The organism is Nocardioides cavernae, assembly GCF_016907475.1.
Classification (GTDB): domain Bacteria; phylum Actinomycetota; class Actinomycetes; order Propionibacteriales; family Nocardioidaceae; genus Nocardioides; species Nocardioides cavernae.
Window position 1 is genome coordinate 3,580,822 of record NZ_JAFBCA010000001.1, and the last position, 16,075, is coordinate 3,596,896.

Annotated in this window: 18 protein-coding genes; 14 read left to right on the forward strand and 4 right to left on the reverse strand. The window is 71.3% G+C overall.

What is annotated here, in order from left to right; genetic code table 11:
* Positions 1-41: 41 nt before the first annotated feature.
* A complete protein-coding gene (locus tag JOD65_RS16730) occupies positions 42-569 on the reverse strand; it encodes a hypothetical protein (RefSeq protein ID WP_191196036.1) in 528 nt (175 codons plus the stop codon).
* Positions 570-644: 75 nt separating this feature from the next.
* Between JOD65_RS16730 and JOD65_RS16735 the strand changes: the two genes are divergently transcribed.
* On the forward strand, positions 645-1,079 hold the full coding sequence (locus JOD65_RS16735; RefSeq protein ID WP_191196037.1) for an adenylyltransferase/cytidyltransferase family protein: 435 nt from the start codon (positions 645-647) through the stop codon (positions 1,077-1,079).
* 112 nt (positions 1,080-1,191) lie between these two features.
* Here the strand turns inward: JOD65_RS16735 and JOD65_RS16740 are convergent, their stop codons facing one another.
* Positions 1,192-1,746: a GNAT family N-acetyltransferase gene (locus JOD65_RS16740; RefSeq protein ID WP_191196038.1), complete on the reverse strand. Its 555-nt coding sequence runs from the start codon at positions 1,744-1,746 to the stop codon at positions 1,192-1,194.
* Positions 1,747-1,843: 97 nt separating this feature from the next.
* On the opposite strand from JOD65_RS16740, the gene JOD65_RS16745 reads away from it, so the two are divergent.
* The 7 genes from JOD65_RS16745 (at position 1,844) to JOD65_RS16775 (ending at position 8,599) form a co-directional block, all read left to right on the forward strand.
* Positions 1,844-3,058, forward strand: a complete 1,215-nt coding sequence (locus tag JOD65_RS16745; protein WP_191196039.1) for an acetyl-CoA C-acetyltransferase — start codon at positions 1,844-1,846, stop codon at positions 3,056-3,058.
* Positions 3,058-3,834 (forward strand): 3-oxoadipate enol-lactonase, encoded by a 777-nt coding sequence (pcaD, locus tag JOD65_RS16750; protein WP_191196040.1) that lies wholly within the window; start codon positions 3,058-3,060, stop codon positions 3,832-3,834. The genes JOD65_RS16745 and pcaD overlap by 1 nt, the downstream gene beginning before the upstream one ends.
* Entirely contained in the window at positions 3,831-4,622 is a 792-nt protein-coding gene (locus JOD65_RS16755; RefSeq protein WP_191196041.1) for a CoA transferase subunit A, read from the forward strand. The genes pcaD and JOD65_RS16755 overlap by 4 nt, the downstream gene beginning before the upstream one ends.
* Positions 4,619-5,260, forward strand: a complete 642-nt coding sequence (locus tag JOD65_RS16760) for a CoA transferase subunit B (RefSeq protein WP_191196042.1) — start codon at positions 4,619-4,621, stop codon at positions 5,258-5,260. Before JOD65_RS16755 ends, JOD65_RS16760 begins: the two co-directional genes overlap by 4 nt.
* A 1-nt stretch (position 5,261) precedes the next feature.
* The gene (locus JOD65_RS16765; RefSeq protein WP_204811241.1) at positions 5,262-5,807 is read left to right on the forward strand and encodes a nuclear transport factor 2 family protein; all 546 of its coding nucleotides are present in this window, start codon (positions 5,262-5,264) and stop codon (positions 5,805-5,807) included.
* An 82-nt stretch (positions 5,808-5,889) separates the two neighbouring features.
* Positions 5,890-7,326, forward strand: coding sequence for an MFS transporter (locus JOD65_RS16770; protein ID WP_191196043.1), 1,437 nt, complete (start codon positions 5,890-5,892; stop codon positions 7,324-7,326).
* A 58-nt stretch (positions 7,327-7,384) separates the two neighbouring features.
* Positions 7,385-8,599, forward strand: coding sequence for an endonuclease/exonuclease/phosphatase family protein (locus tag JOD65_RS16775; protein WP_191196044.1), 1,215 nt, complete (start codon positions 7,385-7,387; stop codon positions 8,597-8,599).
* A gap of 6 nt (positions 8,600-8,605) precedes the next feature.
* Here JOD65_RS16775 and JOD65_RS16780 read toward each other — a convergent pair whose 3' ends face one another.
* Positions 8,606-9,199: a DUF6529 family protein gene (locus tag JOD65_RS16780; protein ID WP_191196045.1), complete on the reverse strand. Its 594-nt coding sequence runs from the start codon at positions 9,197-9,199 to the stop codon at positions 8,606-8,608.
* 125 nt (positions 9,200-9,324) lie between these two features.
* Between JOD65_RS16780 and JOD65_RS16785 the strand changes: the two genes are divergently transcribed.
* The 6 genes from JOD65_RS16785 to JOD65_RS16810 all read left to right on the forward strand — a co-directional run bounded on the left by JOD65_RS16785 (position 9,325) and on the right by JOD65_RS16810 (position 14,474).
* Entirely contained in the window at positions 9,325-10,293 is a 969-nt protein-coding gene (locus JOD65_RS16785) for a LysR substrate-binding domain-containing protein (protein WP_307821227.1), read from the forward strand.
* Positions 10,290-11,390 (forward strand): mandelate racemase/muconate lactonizing enzyme family protein, encoded by a 1,101-nt coding sequence (locus tag JOD65_RS16790; RefSeq protein ID WP_191196046.1) that lies wholly within the window; start codon positions 10,290-10,292, stop codon positions 11,388-11,390. Before JOD65_RS16785 ends, JOD65_RS16790 begins: the two co-directional genes overlap by 4 nt.
* 77 nt (positions 11,391-11,467) lie before the next feature.
* Entirely contained in the window at positions 11,468-12,331 is an 864-nt protein-coding gene (catA, locus tag JOD65_RS16795; RefSeq protein ID WP_191196047.1) for a catechol 1,2-dioxygenase, read from the forward strand.
* Positions 12,332-12,337: 6 nt separating this feature from the next.
* Positions 12,338-12,616, forward strand: a complete 279-nt coding sequence (gene catC, locus JOD65_RS16800; protein WP_191196048.1) for a muconolactone Delta-isomerase — start codon at positions 12,338-12,340, stop codon at positions 12,614-12,616.
* Positions 12,617-12,762: 146 nt separating this feature from the next.
* Positions 12,763-13,389: a YceI family protein gene (locus tag JOD65_RS16805; RefSeq protein ID WP_191196049.1), complete on the forward strand. Its 627-nt coding sequence runs from the start codon at positions 12,763-12,765 to the stop codon at positions 13,387-13,389.
* Between the two features lie 269 nt (positions 13,390-13,658).
* Positions 13,659-14,474 carry an FUSC family protein gene (locus JOD65_RS16810; protein WP_191196050.1) on the forward strand — a complete coding sequence of 272 codons (816 nt, stop codon included), beginning with the start codon at positions 13,659-13,661 and terminating at the stop codon, positions 14,472-14,474.
* A gap of 9 nt (positions 14,475-14,483) precedes the next feature.
* Here the strand turns inward: JOD65_RS16810 and JOD65_RS16815 are convergent, their stop codons facing one another.
* A complete protein-coding gene (locus JOD65_RS16815; protein ID WP_224747905.1) occupies positions 14,484-15,926 on the reverse strand; it encodes a phospholipase D-like domain-containing protein in 1,443 nt (480 codons plus the stop codon).
* Positions 15,927-16,075: the final 149 nt, after the last annotated feature.

Genomic DNA, 16,075 nt, shown 5'->3' on the forward strand with positions numbered 1-16,075 from the left:
TCGTGGTCGTGTCCAGCGAGAGCCTGACAACCCACCGAGCGCTACCGGCCCACCCACGGGCCGAAGGTACGTCGCTCCGGCGCCCAGTCAGCCGAGCCGGTGATCTCGTCCTCGAACTTCACCGCCACGCGGACCCTCTTCGGGTCACCCAGGCACGTCCTCGGGATCCGGACGGAGACCGGCTGGTCGTCGAACATGTCGGCGTGGGCCCGCATGCCCGGGCACTGCACGGTCCGGATCGGTCGTTGCCCGAAGGATTCCACGACCGCGATCCCGCTGCCGAAGTCGGAGTTGGCGCGGAACGACACGTGGAACGTGGGTCGAGGCCCTCGTCCGGTGTCGATCCAGAACGAGTAGACCTGCCCAGCGTCGAGCGGCACGGCCGACCGGACGCGGACCTTCACCGCGTTCGCGTGCACGACGCGGACCCGCGTGATGTCCACGGCCGTCGAGTCCCCCACCGGGTCGTCGAACGACCCGTGTCCCGCGTGCGCCGTCCCCGGCAGTGCGAGCACTGCGCCCACCGTGACCGCAGCCAGTGCGCGAGCACTCCATCTCGTGGTGTCCATGCGACTCCCCCTCGCCGGCCCCCATGGTCGCGCCGGCGCACCCCGACCGCAAGGGTCAGCGATACGTTCACGGGCATGCCACACGACCAGGAGACAGCTCGTGTGTACGTCGACATGGTGGGCGACCTGTTCCACGCCGGCCACGTCGCACTGCTGCGCGAGGCGCGAAGCCACGGTGACCGGCTGGTCGTCGGCGTCCTCTCGGACGAGACGGCAGCGGCGTACAAGCGGCGACCGATCATGACCCTCGACGAACGGGTCGCCGTGATCGAGGCGTGCCGGTGGGTCGACGAGGTGATCGCTGACGCACCGTTCACCGTGACCGAGGACTTCCTCGAGGAGCACGCGATCACCACGGTCGTCCACGGCGACGACCTGTCACCCGAAGGCGCTGCGTCGATCTACGGACCAGTTGTCGCGACGGGTCGGTTCGTCGCGGTGCCGCGCACGGACGGCATCTCCACGACCGAGGTGATCCGCCGGGTGCGCGAGGCTGCCTCACCTGAGTGACCGCACTCTGAGCGGCGTGTCGGACGACCACAACTCGCGGCGAGCAGCGGGGCTCACGCTCACACGGAGTGCGGGACGGGACTTCTGGTCGTCCGACGCGCCGCGCGATGGCTCACTCGCGCCGGAGCAGGGCGGTCAGGTCGGGCCACGCGTAGACGGTCTCCGGGAGCAGCAGGCCCTCCTCGTCGAAGGTCCGCTGCTCGACCTCGCGTCCGCCCATCGCCTCGTAGAACTCCCGGGCGGGCAGGTTGGAGGTGAGGACACCGATGCGCAGCGCGGTGAACCCGAGGGACCGCAGCTGCGCCGCCACGGTGTGTAGCAGGAGCCGCCCCGCGCCGTGCCGCTGGTGGGACGGAAGGACATAGAGGGCGATGACCTGGGCCGTGGCACCGGACGCGTCGGACTCGTCCGTCGTTCCCAGGACGAGAGCGACGGGCTCACCCGGTCCCTCCTCGGCGACGAGCAGGACGGTCCGCAGCTGGTCGTCCGTGGCCATCTCGGACAGCAGCCGGGCCCAGCCCTCCGCAGACACCTCCGGGGTCCACTCCTCGACCCGCTTCCGCCACGCCTCCTCGGGCATCTGACCGCGATGAGCCGACAACCACGCCTCGACGATCACCCGGCCCAGGGCCGGTGCATCCTCGAGCAGTGCGGAGCGGACCTCCACGGCCGGATCACCTCCCGCAGCGTTTAGGACTTCGAACGTCTCAGTGACTGCCAAACGGATACTTCACTGTATCGAACGTCACGATTAGGTTCGACCCATGCCCGACATCGTCATCTGTGAACCCGTACGCACCCCGGTGGGTCGTTACGGGGGCGCGTTCGCCTCCCTGTCCGCCGTCGACCTGGCGTCGACCACCCTGACCGAGCTCGTGCGTCGGACGGGCCTGCAGGAGGGCGACGTCGACGACGTGATCCTCGGCAACTGCTACCCCAGCGGCGAGAACCCGGCCATCGGCCGCATCGCCGCGCTCGACGCGGGCCTCGGCACCGGCGTGCCCGGCCTGCAGCTCGACCGTCGCTGCGGCTCCGGCCTGCAGGCGGTGCTCTACGCCGCCTCGCAGATCGCCAGCGGTGCCGGCACCCTGATCGTCGCCGGCGGCGCCGAGTCGATGTCCAACGTCGAGCACTACGCCCTCGGCCTGCGCACGGGGGTCAAGGGCGGATCGGTCGAGCTGATGGACCGTCTGGTCCGCGCCCGCGAGACCGCCGGCGGCAGGGACCACCCGGTCCCCGGCGGCATGCTCGAGACGGCCGAGAACCTCCGCAGGGAGTACGACATCTCGCGCGAGGAGCAGGACGAGCTCTCCGTCCGCTCCCAGCAGCGGGCCGGTGCCGCCCACGAGGCCGGTCGGTTCGCCGACGAGCTCGTGCCGGTCACCGTCCCGGGCCGCCGCGGCAAGCCGGACGTCGTCGTCGACCGCGACGAGCACCCCCGTCCCGAGACCACCCTGGAGCAGCTCGCCGCGCTGCGGCCGGTGCGCCAGAAGATCGACGACGCCTCCACCGTCACCGCCGGCAACGCGAGCGGCCAGAACGACGGAGCCGCGATGTGCGTCGTGACCACCCGCGAGGAGGCCGAGCGTCGCGGCCTGCGCCCGCTGCTCGCCCTGAGGTCCTGGGCCGTGGCCGGTGTCGGCCCGGAGGTGATGGGCATCGGTCCGGTCCCCGCGACCGCCGCCGCCCTCGACCGCGCCGGGCTCACCCTCGACGAGATCGACCTGATCGAGCTCAACGAGGCGTTCGCCGCCCAGGTGCTGGCCTGCCTGCGAGAGTGGAAGGTCGACCCCACCGACGATCGGCTCAACCCCAACGGGTCGGGCATCTCGCTCGGTCACCCGGTCGGCGCCACCGGCGCCCGCATCCTGGCGACCATGGCCCACGAGATGCAGCGCCGCGAGTCGCGCTACGGCCTCGAGACCATGTGCATCGGCGGCGGCCAGGGCCTCGCCGCCATTTTCGAGCGGGTCGCCTGATGAGCGCCGTGGCCGTCCACCACGTCGTGACCGGGCCCGAGGACGCACCCGTGGTCGTCCTGTCCAACTCCCTCGGTTCCACGACGTCCATGTGGGACGCCCAAGTCGACGAGCTGGCCGAACACTTCCGCGTCGTCCGCTACGACACCCGCGGCCACGGCGGCTCCCCCGTCCCGCAGGGCCCGTACGACATCGACGACCTCGCCGACGACGTCGTCGCCCTCCTCGACACCCTCGGCGTGGAGAAGGCGCACGTGGTCGGTCTCTCGCTGGGCGGCATGACCGGCATGCGCCTCGCCGCCCGCAACCCCGAGCGCGTCGACCGCCTCGTGGTGCTGTGCACCGGCGCCCGGCTCGAGCCGTCGAGCGCGTGGCACGACCGCGCCGCGACCGTGCGTGCGAACGGGAGCACCGCCGTGGCCGAGGCCGTCGTCGCGCGGTGGTACACCCCGGAGTTCCTGGAGAAGAACCCCGACGTGAAGGCCGCGTGCGAGGGCATCGTGGCGGCCACCCCTGCCGAGGGCTACGCCTCGTGCTGCGAGGTCATCGCCGAGATGGACCTGCGTGACGACCTCCGCGGCATCGCCGCGCCGACGCTGGCGATCGCCGGCGCCGACGACCCGGCCACCCCTCCCCCGCACCTCGAGGCGATCGCCGACAGCGTGCAGGACGGGCACCTGCTCGTCGTGCCCGAGTCGGCCCACCTCGCCAACGCCGAGCAGCCGCAGACCATCACCCCCGCGATCATCGCGCACCTGAAGGGCGGGGCGGCATGAGCACCATCGACCGCATCGACAAGGTCGTCAGCGGCGCCGACGAGGCCGTCGCCGACATCGCGCCGGGCTCCAGCCTGGCCGTCGGGGGTTTCGGCCTCGTCGGCATCCCGTGGACGCTGATCAGCGCCCTCCTCGACCAGGGCGCCGACGACCTCACGGTGGTCTCCAACAACTGCGGCGTCGACGGCGCGGGCCTCGGCCTGCTCCTCGAGGCCCGCCGGATCACCCGGGTCATCGCGTCGTACGTCGGCGAGAACAAGGAGTTCGGCCGGCAGTACCTCGCCGGCGAGCTGACCGTCGAGCTCACCCCGCAGGGCACCCTCGCCGAGCGGATGCGGGCCGGCGGGGCCGGCATCGGGGCGTTCTTCACCCCGACCGGCGTCGGCACGATGGTCTCCGAGGGCGGCCTGCCCTGGCGCTACCACCCCGACGGCACCGTGGCGCTGGCCTCGGAGCCCAAGGAGGTGCGCACCTTCCACGGCGTCGACATGGTGCTCGAGGAGTCGATCGTCACCGACGTCGCGCTCGTCCGGGCAGCCAAGGTGGACCGCGCCGGCAACTGCGTGTTCCACGCCTCCGCCCGCAACTTCAACATCCCGGCCGCGATGGCCGGACGACTGACGATCGTCGAGGCCGAGGAGGTCGTCGAGATCGGCGACATCGACCCGGACGACGTCCACCTGCCCGGTGTCTTCGTCCAGCGCGTCGTCGAGCTGACGCCGACCCAGGCGCACGAGAAGGACATCGAGAAGCTGACCACCCGACCCCGAGAGGCGGCGACGGCATGAGCTGGACGCGTGACGAGATGGCCGCGCGTGCGGCGCTGGAGCTGAAGCCCGGTGAGTACGTCAACCTCGGGATCGGCCTGCCGACGATGATCCCGGCCCACCTTCCGGCGAGCTCGACGGTGACCCTGCACGCCGAGAACGGCATCCTCGGCGTCGGCCCCTACCCCTACGAGGACGAGGTCGATCCCGACCTCATCAACGCCGGCAAGCAGACGGTCACCGTGCTGCCGGGCGCGTCGTTCTTCGACTCCTCGCTGAGCTTCGCGATGATCCGCGGCAGCCACATCGACACCGCCGTCCTCGGCGGGATGCAGGTCTCCATGGCCGGCGACCTCGCCAACTGGATGGTGCCCGGGTCGATGGTCAAGGGCATGGGCGGCGCGATGGACCTCGTCAGCGGCGCCCGCCGGGTGATCGTGCTGATGGAGCACGTGTCGCGCAGCGGCAGCCACAAGCTGGTCGCGGAGTGCGACCTGCCGCTGACGGGTCGCCGGGTCGTCGACCGCGTGATCACGGATCTCGGCGTCCTCGACGTCGCGGGCGACGGCTTCGAGCTCGTCGAGCTCGCGCCGGGCGTCACCGTCGAGGAGATCTCCGAGCGCACCGGGGCCCCGGTCCGGGTGCCGGTCGGGGTCTGACGTGCCGACCCCCGAGCAGGACCTGGCAGAGGACCTGGCCGCACGCGTGCGCCGCCTGGAGGACCTGCACGCGATCGGGCAGCTCCGCGCGCACTACTGCCAGGCCCTCGACGACGGCCGCTGGGACGACCTGGTCGACCTCTTCACCCCCGACGGCGCGTTCGTCGGGCTCTCCACCGCGCGCGGCCACGACGAGCTGCGCACCTTCTTCTCCGACCTCCAGGACGGCCCGCTGTCGGCCTGGTGGCACTTCTCGTCCAACGAGACCATCGACCTCGTGGGCACACCTGCCCACGCAGCGACCGGCGCGACGTGGCTCGACCAGCCGTGCGTCGTCGACGGTCGCGCCCACGTCGCCGCCGGGCGCTACCAGGACCAGATGGTCCGCGGTGACGACGGCCGGTGGCGCTTCGCCGAGCGTCAGGTGACGTTCTTCTTCTGGGTCCCGGGTGACGAGGACTGGGCCCCCGGTCGCTTCGGCTGGGCTCCCGCCCGCGCCGCGGCCGACGTACGCACCCTCGAACGGGTCACCGCCTCCCACCGCTGACCCGGTCCGCACCCCGGCACGACGACGTGCCGGGAGCCGCTGCTGTGCGCCCGCGTGCAGCCATCCACCACCGGAGACCTCGATGTCCCACACCCTCACCCCGTCCACCCCGTCGGGCCCGTCCGGGCCGCCGCCGGGGTCGTCCACCGGCGAGCCGGCCACCGACCGTCGTACGCTTACACGCGTCTGCACCGCCGTGCTCCTCGGCTCGGCACTGGAGTGGTACGACTACTTCCTCTACGGCGCGGCCGCGGCCCTGGTCTTCGGCCAGGTGTTCTTCCCGACCGCCTCGGAGTCGACGTCGCTGCTCCTGTCGCTGGCGACCTTCGGCGTCGGCTTCGTCGCCCGCCCGATCGGCGCGATGGTCTTTGGCCACATCGGCGACAAGCACGGTCGCCGCCCCGCCCTCATCGCGACACTCATGCTGATGGGCCTCTCCACCACGGCGATGGCGCTCATCCCGTCCCACGCGATGATCGGCGTGGCGGCGCCCCTCCTGCTCGTGCTGCTGCGACTGCTGCAGGGCATGGGCTCGGGCGCGGAGTACAGCGGTGCCTCGGTGTACGCCGTGGAGTACGCACCGCCCGGCCGTCGCGGGCTCTTCGGCTCGTTCAGCGCGGCCGGCGTCTACCTGGGCCTGGTGCTGTCGTCCGGCGCCCTGCTGCTGACCACGTCGCTGACCACCGACGCGCAGTTCGCGGCGTGGGGCTGGCGGCTGCCGTTCCTCGCGAGCCTGCTGCTGATCGCCCTCGGCCTGTGGATCCGCCTGCGCCTGGAGGAGACGCCGGCCTTCGAGGAGGCCACCGAGGACGTCGCCCCGGCCAAGGCACCGCTCCTCACGCTCGTGCGGACCCAGTGGCGCAGCATGCTGCTGGTGATGGGCCTCGTCGCGGCGCCCCTCTCCTTCAGCCACCTCTACCAGGTGTTCGCGCTCTCCTACATGGCCGACGCCGGCTACGACCGCGTGACCGGCACGACCGGCCTCCTCGTCGCCGGCCTGGTCGTGATGATCACCGCGCCGCTGGCCGGCATCGCCTCCGACCGGTTCGGCCGTCGCCCCGTGCTGATGGTGGGTGCGCTCTACGCGATCGCGTTCGCCTTCCCGTTCTTCATGCTGGTCGACAGCGGCCGGCCGGTGCTCGCCATGCTCGCCCTCGCGCTCGCCCAGGGCGGCAGCGTCGGCATCATGTTCGGCGTCCAGGGCGTGATCCTGTCCGAGCTGTTCAGCACGGCCAGCCGCTACAGCGGTGCGGCCGTCAGCCGCGAGTTCGCCGCGATCATCTTCGGTGGCTTCGCTCCCCTGATCGCCGTCAGCCTCGCCGCCTCGGCCAACGGTGCCTCCTGGCCGGTCGGCATCTACGTCGTCGTGCTGGCCGCCATCACGTTCGTGTCCGCGCTGCTCGCGCCGGAGACCTACCGGACCAGCCTCACCGACAGGGACGCGACGGAGCCGGTGCCCCCGGGCACGACACCTCCCCAGCCGGCCCAGCCGGCCCTCTCGGGCTCCCGCGAGGGCTGACAGCAATGCCCCCAAATGGGGGCTTGCCCACCGCGAGCGGGAGTGCCACGGTCCGAAGATGACCAGAGCCCCCCGCCACCGCGTCCTCCTCGGCCTCCTCGCCACGGCACTCGCGCTGGGCACCGCACTGGTGCCCAGCGCGAGCGTCCATGCCGGTCCCCCGGGCGGTGGACACGGCGGCGGGCACGGCAGTGGCCACGGCGGACACGGCGGCGGACACGGCACGCCGGCCCGAACGGCCACCGTGATGACCCGCAACCTCTACCTCGGCGCCGATCTCACCCCGATGCTGGTGGCCCTCGCCAGCGGCAACAACGCCGCCATCGTCGGTGCGGCGACGCAGACATGGGCCGCCGTCCAGGCCACCCGGCCCGCGGAGCGGATGGGGGCCATCGCCGACGAGATCGTGGCGGCCGACGCGGACGCCGTCGGCCTGCAGGAGGTCACCACCTGGACGACGTTCGCCTACAACCCGCTGAACGGCACGACGAGCGACCCGACGGTCGCCTACGACTTCCTCGACCTGCTGCTCGACGCCCTCGCCGAGCGGGGCGCCGGCTACCACGAGGTCACGGGCGCGACGGCGAACAACTTCTCGTCGCCGCCGATCCCCTACCTGGCCAGCCCGACCGCGACGTTCCCGACGCGGGCGGTCCGTCTCGCCGACCGCGACGTGATCATCGTCCGCGACGACGTCGCGACGACGAACGGCCGCACCGGCACCTACTCCACGATCATCAGCTTCCCGATCGGCGGCGCCCAGCTGCCAGTGGCTCGGGGCTGGGGCTCCGCCGACCTGTCCGTGGGCAAGTCGACCTTCCGCTTCGTCAACTCCCACCTCGAGGCCTTCGGGGTCCCCGGCGTCGACGGCGAACAGGTTCGCGTGGCCCAGGTCGGCGAGCTCCTCGCCGCGCAGGCCGCGCTCACGACGCAGCTCGGCGCGCTCCCGATGGTCTACGTCGGCGACTACAACTCCGATGCCCCTGACGCCCCGGCGTACGTCCGGCTCCTGGCCGGTGTCGGCAACGATGCGTGGACGCGCAGCCACCCGGGCGACCCGGGCTTCACCTGCTGCCTCGGTGCGACGCTGACCGACCCGGACAACCCGCTCACCTCGCGGATCGACCTGGTCCTCCACAGCGACGAGGTGAAGGCGCCGCGCGCGACCATCGTCGGCGACGACCCGTCCGAGATGACGGCCTCGGGCCTGTGGCCCTCCGACCACGCCGGGGTCGTGGCGCGCCTGGTGGTCCCGGCCCGCTGGGGTCGCTAGCCGGGATCAGTAGCCGCCGTTGCCGGGCCAGCCACGCGCGGCGACGTACCAGGCCGCCGAGGTCAGCACGACGACGAGCAGGAGGGTGAAGAGGAGCCCGCCCGCGACCGGCAGGAACCAGCCGGGAGCGCGGCGGGCCCGCACGGCCACGAGCTTGACCACCACGGCACCGAAGACCGCGCAGCCGAGCACGCCGTGGACGACGGCGCGCAGCGGCACCGCCTCGCCGGTGTGGAGCGTGCCCACCTCCAGGCCGAGCGCCCACAGGCAGCTGTAGCCGACGAACACCGCCAGCAGCAGCGCGACCGTGCCCGACACCCGGTGCGCCGTGCCGAGCCAGGCCGGGGGCCGGCCGCCGAGATGGCCGTAGAGCCAGAGCGCACTCAGCAGCTGGAGCACGACCAGCGCGCCGATCACCGTCGTGAGCACGACCTTCATCTCGATCACCGTGCGGAAGCCGAGGTCGGTCGTCCCGCTCAGGGTCGGGTCGTGCACCCGCCCGAACACGCCGAGGAGGACCGCCACCACGGCACCCGCCGCGAAGGCCGCGAGCGGGACCGCCATGCTCCCGGAGGTCCGTGCTGCCGTGCGGTCGGCCATGGAGTCAGGATGCGCCGATCGGGCGCACCGCGGAAGCCCGCTCCCGCGTCGGACGCATTTGATCGCTCTGACGTATCAATGGCGCCGAAACAAGTCCTTGTCCTCGATCAATGTTCCGACCTACCGTGAGTCGACGCGACGACGTGAGCGTCGTCACCATCCAGTCGACCGAGGGAGGACCCGTGGAGCTGCGACACCTGCGCTACTTCGCCGCGGTGGCCGAGACCCGCCACTTCGGGCGCGCGGCCGACCGCCTCCACATGGCGCAGCCCGCCCTGTCGCAGTCGATCCGCCAGCTCGAGGCCGAGCTCGGCACCCCTCTCTTCGTCCGGACCACCCGTCAGGTGCGACTCACGCCCGCTGGCGAGTTCTTCCAGCTCGAGGTGGGGCGGATCCTGGAGTCGGTCGAGGCCGGCGTGCGCGGCGTACGACGCATCGCCGCCGGACGGCAGGGCCTCGTCCGCATCGCCTTCACCGGCAGCGCTGCCCACACCGAGCTCCCCCGGATGGCGCGCACCGTCAAGCGCGCGCTCCCCGGCATGGCACTCGAGATCCACGCCGACCTCCTGACCCCCGCGCAGGTCGACGGGCTGCACGAGGGGACCCTCGACCTCGGCGTGCTGCGTCCGCCGATGTCCGGCGACGGACTCGCCTCGCGCACCCTCTCGACCGAGCCACTGGTCCTGGCGGTCGCCGAGGACCACCCTCTGGCCCACCGGCCGAGCATCTCGATGAGCGACCTGCGCACCGAGCGCTTCGTCCTGTTCTCCGGTCCGGACTCCGCGGTCAACGACGCCGTCCTGCGCAGCGCCCGCGAGGTCGACTTCGTGCCGATCCGCGAGCACGAGGCGGCCGGCATCTCGGTCCTGCTGCCGCTCGTCGCGGCCGACCTCGGTGTCGCGCTGGTCCCCGCCTCCGTCCGGGCGGCCCCTCTCGCCGGCGTGGTCTTCCGCGACGTCACCGACGCCGCGACCGTCGACCTGGCCCTAGTGTGGCGCGCCGACGAGACCAACCCCGCGGTGCTCGCCGTCCTCGACGTGCTGTCCGCCGACTCCCCTGTTGCCCTCCCCGACTCCGACGAGGTCGTCCGATGAAGATCACCCGGGTGGAGGCGATCCCCTTCGCCATCCCCTATCGCAAGCCACTGAAGTTCGCGAGCGGTGAGGTGCACGTCGCCGAGCACGTGCTCGTGCGCGTGACCACCGACGACGGCGTCGTCGGCGTCGCCGAGGCCCCGCCGCGACCGTTCACCTACGGCGAGACCCAGGTCGGCATCGTCGCGGTCATCGACACCATCTTCGCCGGCCAGGTCGTCGGCCTCGACCTGATGGAGCGCGAGCAGATCCACACCCGGCTCTCCCGCACGATCGGCAACCCGACCGCCAAGTCGGCGCTCGACATGGCCATCTGGGACGCCCTGGGCCAGTCGCTGGGCTACAGCGTCACCGAGCTGCTCGGCGGCTACACCGACCGGATGCACGTCTCCCACATGCTGGGCTTCGACGAGCCCGCGGCCATGGTCGCCGAGGCCGAGCGGATGCGTGACACCTACGGCATCACCACCTTCAAGGTGAAGGTCGGCCGCCACCCCTACCGCCTCGACACCGCCGTCGTCCGCGCCCTGCGCGAGGGACTCGGTGACGAGGTCGAGCTGTACGTCGACGGCAACCGCGGCTGGTCGGCCTCGGAGTCGGCGCGCGCGATGGCCGAGATGGCCGACCTCGGCCTGACCTTCGCCGAGGAGCTGTGCCCGGCCGACGACGTGCTCGGACGCCGCTGGCTGGTGCAGCAGCTCGACGTCCCCTTCATCGCCGACGAGTCGGTGGTGACGCCCGCCGAGGTGACCCGCGAGGTCCTCGGCGGCTCCGCCACCGCGATCAGCATCAAGACCGCCCGCACGGGCTTCACCACCAGTCGGCGCGTCCACCACCTCGCCGAGGGACTGGGCGTCGAGCTCGTGATGGGCAACCAGATCGACGGCCAGCTCGGCTCGCTGTGCTCCGTCGCGTTCGGCGCGGCCTTCGAGCTCACGTCGCGCCGCGCGGGCGAGCTGTCCAACTTCCTCGACATGACCGACGACCTGCTCGCCGACCCGCTCGAGATCCACGGCGGCCAGCTCGTCGCCCGGTCCGGCCCCGGGCTCGGCGCGGTCATCGACCCGGACAAGCTCGCGCGCTACCGCCAGGACTGACCACCCCAAGGACCCACCCTCCCCACCCTTTCCCTCTTCCGCAGCACCACACCCCACCCCTTCCGAGGAGCACCCCCATGTCCACCACCGTCAACGAGTCCGCCACGGCAGCGGCCTCCGGCGCCAGCGCCACCGAGCGCTTCCACGCCGACAAGTCGCCGTACGCCGCGGTCAAGGACGTCCCCGCCGAGCGGGTCGACACCCTGGCCCGCGAGGTGCTCGAGGCGATCTACACGACCGTGCGCGCGCACAAGGTCACCTACGACGAGTTCAACGCCCTCAAGGCATGGCTGATCGGCGTGGGCGAGGACGGCGAGTGGCCGCTCTTCCTCGACGTCTGGCTCGAGCACGTCGTCGAGGACGTCGCCACCGAGCACCGCGAGGGCAACAAGGGATCGATCGAGGGGCCCTACTACGTCCCGGACGCTCCCGAGCAGGGCGCGAAGGGCACCATCTCGATGCGCGACGACGAGGGCGGCACCCCGCTCGTGTGGAGCGGTCAGGTCACCTCGTGCGACGGATCCGCCCTCGGCGGGGCCAAGGTCGAGCTCTGGCACGCCGACGACGACGGCTTCTACTCGCAGTTCGCCCCCGGCATTCCCGAGTGGAACCTCCGCGGCACCTTCACCACCGACGCCGACGGGTACTTCGAGATCACCACGGTGCAGCCCGCGCCCTACCAGATCCCCACCGACGGCTCGTGCGGCAAGCTCATCGCCGCCGCCGGCTGGCACGCCTGGCGTCCCGCCCACCTGCACGTCAAAGTGTCCGCACCCGGTCACGAGCTCCTCACGGCCCAGCTCTACTTCCCCGGCGACGAGCACAACGACGACGACATCGCCTCGGCCGTGAAGCCCGAGCTGATCCTCGACCCGCAGCAGCAGGCCGACGGCACCGCGACGGTGGCCTACGGCTTCGTCCTCGACCCCGCGAAGGGCTGATCGCCGATGCTCTACCACGTGCGCATGGACGTCCGGATCCCGCTCGACATGGACGCCGACGTCAAGGCCGACCTCGTCGCCCGCGAGAAGGCGTACGCCCAGGAGGTGCAGCGCTCCGGTCGCTGGCCGCACCTGTGGCGCGTCGTCGGCGAGTACGCCAACGTCTCGATCTTCGACGTCGAGTCCAACGACGCGCTCCACGACCTGCTCTCGGGGCTGCCGCTGTTCCCCTACATGGACATCCAGGTCACCCCCCTGGCGAAGCACCCTTCGTCGATCGCCTGACACGCACGACGGCCCGGCCTCCCGTCCGCGGAGGGCCGGGCCGTCGGCATGAGGCGCGGATCACATCGAGGTGGGAACAAGAACGGCGGCCGACCGGTTAGATTGGTTGAACCGTCAACCAAAACCCCTCGCCCTCAGGAGCCCCCATGTCGTTCTTCCGCCGCACGTCCAAGCCCGCCGCCCACGTCGCCACCTCGACGCCCACCCAGGCCGCCGCGCCCGTCGCCGTCGCCGAGCGCGACGCGCTCACCGGTGACTACACCATCGACGCCAGCCACTCCCGCCTCGGCTTCTCGGCCCGCCACGCGATGGTGACCACCGTCCGCGGCCAGTTCACCGACTTCGAGGGCACCGCGCAGGTCGACGCCGAGAACCCGGCCGCCTCGACCGTCTCCCTCACCATCCGCCCCGCCAGCATCTCCACCGGCTCCGCCGACCGCGACGGCCACCTGGTCTCCGCCGACTTCTTCGACGTCGAGAACCACGACGCCATCACGTTCGCGTCGACCTCCGTCGAGCGCGACGGTGTCGAGTGGACGATCACCGGCGACCTGACCATCAAGGGCACCACGCAGTCGGTCACGATCCCCTTCGAGGAGACCGGCACCGCGATCGACCCGTTCGGCAACACCCGCGTCGGCTTCGAGGGCGCGACCACGATCAACCGCAAGGACTGGGACCTCTCCTGGAACGCCGCGCTCGAGACCGGCGGCGTGCTCGTCTCCGAGAAGATCAAGCTCGAGTTCGACGTCTCCGCGATCAAGAACGCCTGATCACCTCGCCGAGCACCAGCACCCCCCTCGCGGACGGACCCGGGACCAGTGGTTCCCGGGTCCGTCCGCGTGGTCTCGCCCGTGACCTGTTCCGCCTGAACCCCGTCCCGCCCGGGCAGCACCGGGTCGCGCTCCGCGCCGGCCTCAGCGTCGCCGTACCGCTGCTCACGCTCGTCGCGGCCGACCGGAGCTCGTGGGCGGTCTACGCAGCGTTCGGCGCGTTCACCGCGCTCTACGGACGCAGCCGGGTCCACCTCCCGCGCGCCGCCATGCAGTGCACCGCGGGCCTGTCGCTCGTCACCGCCGGCGGGCTCGGGGCGCTGGTGTCGACCGTGGGAGTCGGACCGTGGGCGCTCGTCCTGCTCAGCGCACTCGTCGCCGCCGCCGGGTCCGTGGCGTCCACGGTCTTCGACTGGCACCCCTCGGGCCCGCTCTTCCTGCTCTTCGCGTTCGGCACCGTCTCCGCGGTGCCGGCCACGACGGCCGACGTCCCGGTCGCCCTTGCCGTGTCCGCGGCGAGCGCGGCCCTCGCCGTGGTGATCGGCAACGTCGGCGCGGTCGCACGTCGTACGCCGTGGACCGCTGCCCCGCCGCTGCGGCGGGTACCGGGGTACGTCGACCCGCTGCGCTACCTCCTCGTCACGGTCCTCGCGGGTGGAGCGGCCACCGCAGCAGGGATCGGCCATCCGTGGTGGGCGATGGTCGCTGCGGTCGCTCCCCTGAGCGTCAGCGGCCGCGACCACCAGGCCGTACGGGCCGCCCACCGCATCGTCGGCACGGTGCTCGGCCTGCTCACCGCCGCGCCGCTGCTGCTGCTCGGGCTCGACCCGGTGTCGCTCGTGCTGGTGGTCGTGGTCCTGCAGGTCGTCACCGAGCTCGTCGTGGGCCGCAACTACGGGATCGCGATGCTCTTCATCACCCCGATGGCGCTGCTCATGGGCCAGCTCGGGTCGTCGCAGGACGCTGTCGGACTCCTCCTCGACCGCGGTGTCGAGACCCTGCTCGGCGTCGTCGTGGCGCTCGCCGTGATCGTCGTCGAGCACGGACGCGCCTCTTCCGCGACGCACCCGCGCGAGCGGGCGTGACGTCGACCGTCAGTCGGCTTCCCAGTAGGGACCCGGGAGGTAGTGGGCGGGATCCAGGGTGGTGACCGGGCGACGGACGGTCTTCCAGACGGTGCGCATGGTGCCGTCGGGCTGACGCACCTCGCGGCGGACCCGGAAGTTGGCGTACGTCGTCGTGTAGGCGTTGCGGGTGTTGCGGGTGTTGTTCCACTGGTAGTCGAAGTTCTTGAGGTACTTGTTCGCGACCACCGCGCCCTTCACGGTGAACCACACCTCGTCGTTGGCGGTGCTCAGGCTCGACCAGTTCACCGATCCGGTCAGCACCATCGAGGTGTCGGGGACGCCGTTGTAGGTGCCCTGGACGATGAAGTACTTCTGGTGGCTGTAGTAGTCGAGGATCAGGTCGTCGATGCCGTCGTTGTTCAGGTCGAAGTTGTCGTCGGTGTTGTAGTCCATCCCCGTCGAGCGGAGCGGGATCCGGCCACGCTTGGTGGGGGCGGCGATGACGCCCTTCGTGTGGTAGCCGATGAGGCCGAAGCTGACCCGCACGTCGCACCCCTGGACCCACTTCTGGCGGATCGCCTCGGCCAGGTAGTTGCCGCGGTTGCCGCGCATCGTGTGCATCGACAGGGCCAGGCGGGTGCGCTTGACCTTGCCGGTCACCGGGTCGGGCGTCAGGCACTGGATGCGGTCGAGCATCTGGACCACCAGGTCGTCCTTCGGCCGCGAGACCCGCGGGAACGCGACGGCCGTGTGCTTGTCGACCGAGTCGTCGCACGCCGGACCGGTCGGGACGCCACAGAAGTACCACGGCTCCTGACGGGTGTCGTAGTCCTTGGACATATCCTTGAAGAGCGCCACGAAATGGCGGAACATCTCGTGGTCGCCGTCGGTGAAGTAGAGGTCGTTCCACTGGTGGATGGCGGCGTTGCGCGTCATGTTGGCCGAGCCCACCGCCAGGACGTCCTCGGACTTCCCGGCCTGGCTGAACAGGTAGAACTTCGTGTGCAGGTTGTTGAACTCGTTGGCCGCCCCTCGGCAGCTCTGCTTGCACTTGTAGATGAAGCTGTTCTTGTTGCGGTTCTTGCCGATCTCGGCGCGCACCACCTTCATGGCGGGCGTCTCCCAGTGGTCGTTGAGGAGCATCTGCACCTGTACGCCGCGACGGTGGGCCGCCACCAGCGCGTGGGCGACCGGCAGGCGGTCGAAGGAGTAGATCGCGATCCTGATCGACGAGCCCTTGGGCGTGTTCTTGATGGTCTGGATCACCCGCCGCTCGATCTCGAAGTGACCCTTGGCGAGATGAGGGTCGTTGAAGAAGGGGCCGCTGAAGGCCTCCCAATTCTTCGGCTTCGGCTTCGCCGCCACCGGCTGGCCGGCGGACGACGCGACGTCGCTCGCCTGCCCGGGAGCCACCAGGCCCCACGAGACCACCAGCACCAGGCACAGGCTCCCCACGAGCCTCGAGATCATCGACACGACGCCAACCCTTCCGTCGACAGTCCGGTCAGCATAAGCAGACCCGACCCGTTCCGGGCCGCGCAGCGCACCGCGTCTCGCCACGACCTGGCGGCCGTGGTCTGATGGCCCACCCGCAGGGCGGCAGGAGTGGACCCCTCGCT

Excerpts from the sequence above, each read along its gene's own strand:
- catC (WP_191196048.1), top strand. The coding sequence starts at position 12,338 with ATGCTCTACCACGTGCGCATGGACGTCCGGATCCCGCTCGACATGGAC.
- catA (WP_191196047.1), top strand. The coding sequence starts at position 11,468 with ATGTCCACCACCGTCAACGAGTCCGCCACGGCAGCGGCCTCCGGCGCC.
- JOD65_RS16780 (WP_191196045.1), bottom strand. The coding sequence starts at position 9,199 with ATGGCCGACCGCACGGCAGCACGGACCTCCGGGAGCATGGCGGTCCCG.
- JOD65_RS16815 (WP_224747905.1), bottom strand. The coding sequence starts at position 15,926 with ATGATCTCGAGGCTCGTGGGGAGCCTGTGCCTGGTGCTGGTGGTCTCG.
- JOD65_RS16805 (WP_191196049.1), top strand. The coding sequence starts at position 12,763 with ATGTCGTTCTTCCGCCGCACGTCCAAGCCCGCCGCCCACGTCGCCACC.
- JOD65_RS16790 (WP_191196046.1), top strand. The coding sequence starts at position 10,290 with ATGAAGATCACCCGGGTGGAGGCGATCCCCTTCGCCATCCCCTATCGC.
- JOD65_RS16745 (WP_191196039.1), top strand. The coding sequence starts at position 1,844 with ATGCCCGACATCGTCATCTGTGAACCCGTACGCACCCCGGTGGGTCGT.
- JOD65_RS16775 (WP_191196044.1), top strand. The coding sequence starts at position 7,385 with ATGACCAGAGCCCCCCGCCACCGCGTCCTCCTCGGCCTCCTCGCCACG.
- JOD65_RS16760 (WP_191196042.1), top strand. The coding sequence starts at position 4,619 with ATGAGCTGGACGCGTGACGAGATGGCCGCGCGTGCGGCGCTGGAGCTG.
- JOD65_RS16730 (WP_191196036.1), bottom strand. The coding sequence starts at position 569 with ATGGACACCACGAGATGGAGTGCTCGCGCACTGGCTGCGGTCACGGTG.
- JOD65_RS16755 (WP_191196041.1), top strand. The coding sequence starts at position 3,831 with ATGAGCACCATCGACCGCATCGACAAGGTCGTCAGCGGCGCCGACGAG.
- JOD65_RS16770 (WP_191196043.1), top strand. The coding sequence starts at position 5,890 with ATGTCCCACACCCTCACCCCGTCCACCCCGTCGGGCCCGTCCGGGCCG.
- JOD65_RS16735 (WP_191196037.1), top strand. The coding sequence starts at position 645 with ATGCCACACGACCAGGAGACAGCTCGTGTGTACGTCGACATGGTGGGC.
- pcaD (WP_191196040.1), top strand. The coding sequence starts at position 3,058 with ATGAGCGCCGTGGCCGTCCACCACGTCGTGACCGGGCCCGAGGACGCA.
- JOD65_RS16810 (WP_191196050.1), top strand. The coding sequence starts at position 13,659 with ATGCAGTGCACCGCGGGCCTGTCGCTCGTCACCGCCGGCGGGCTCGGG.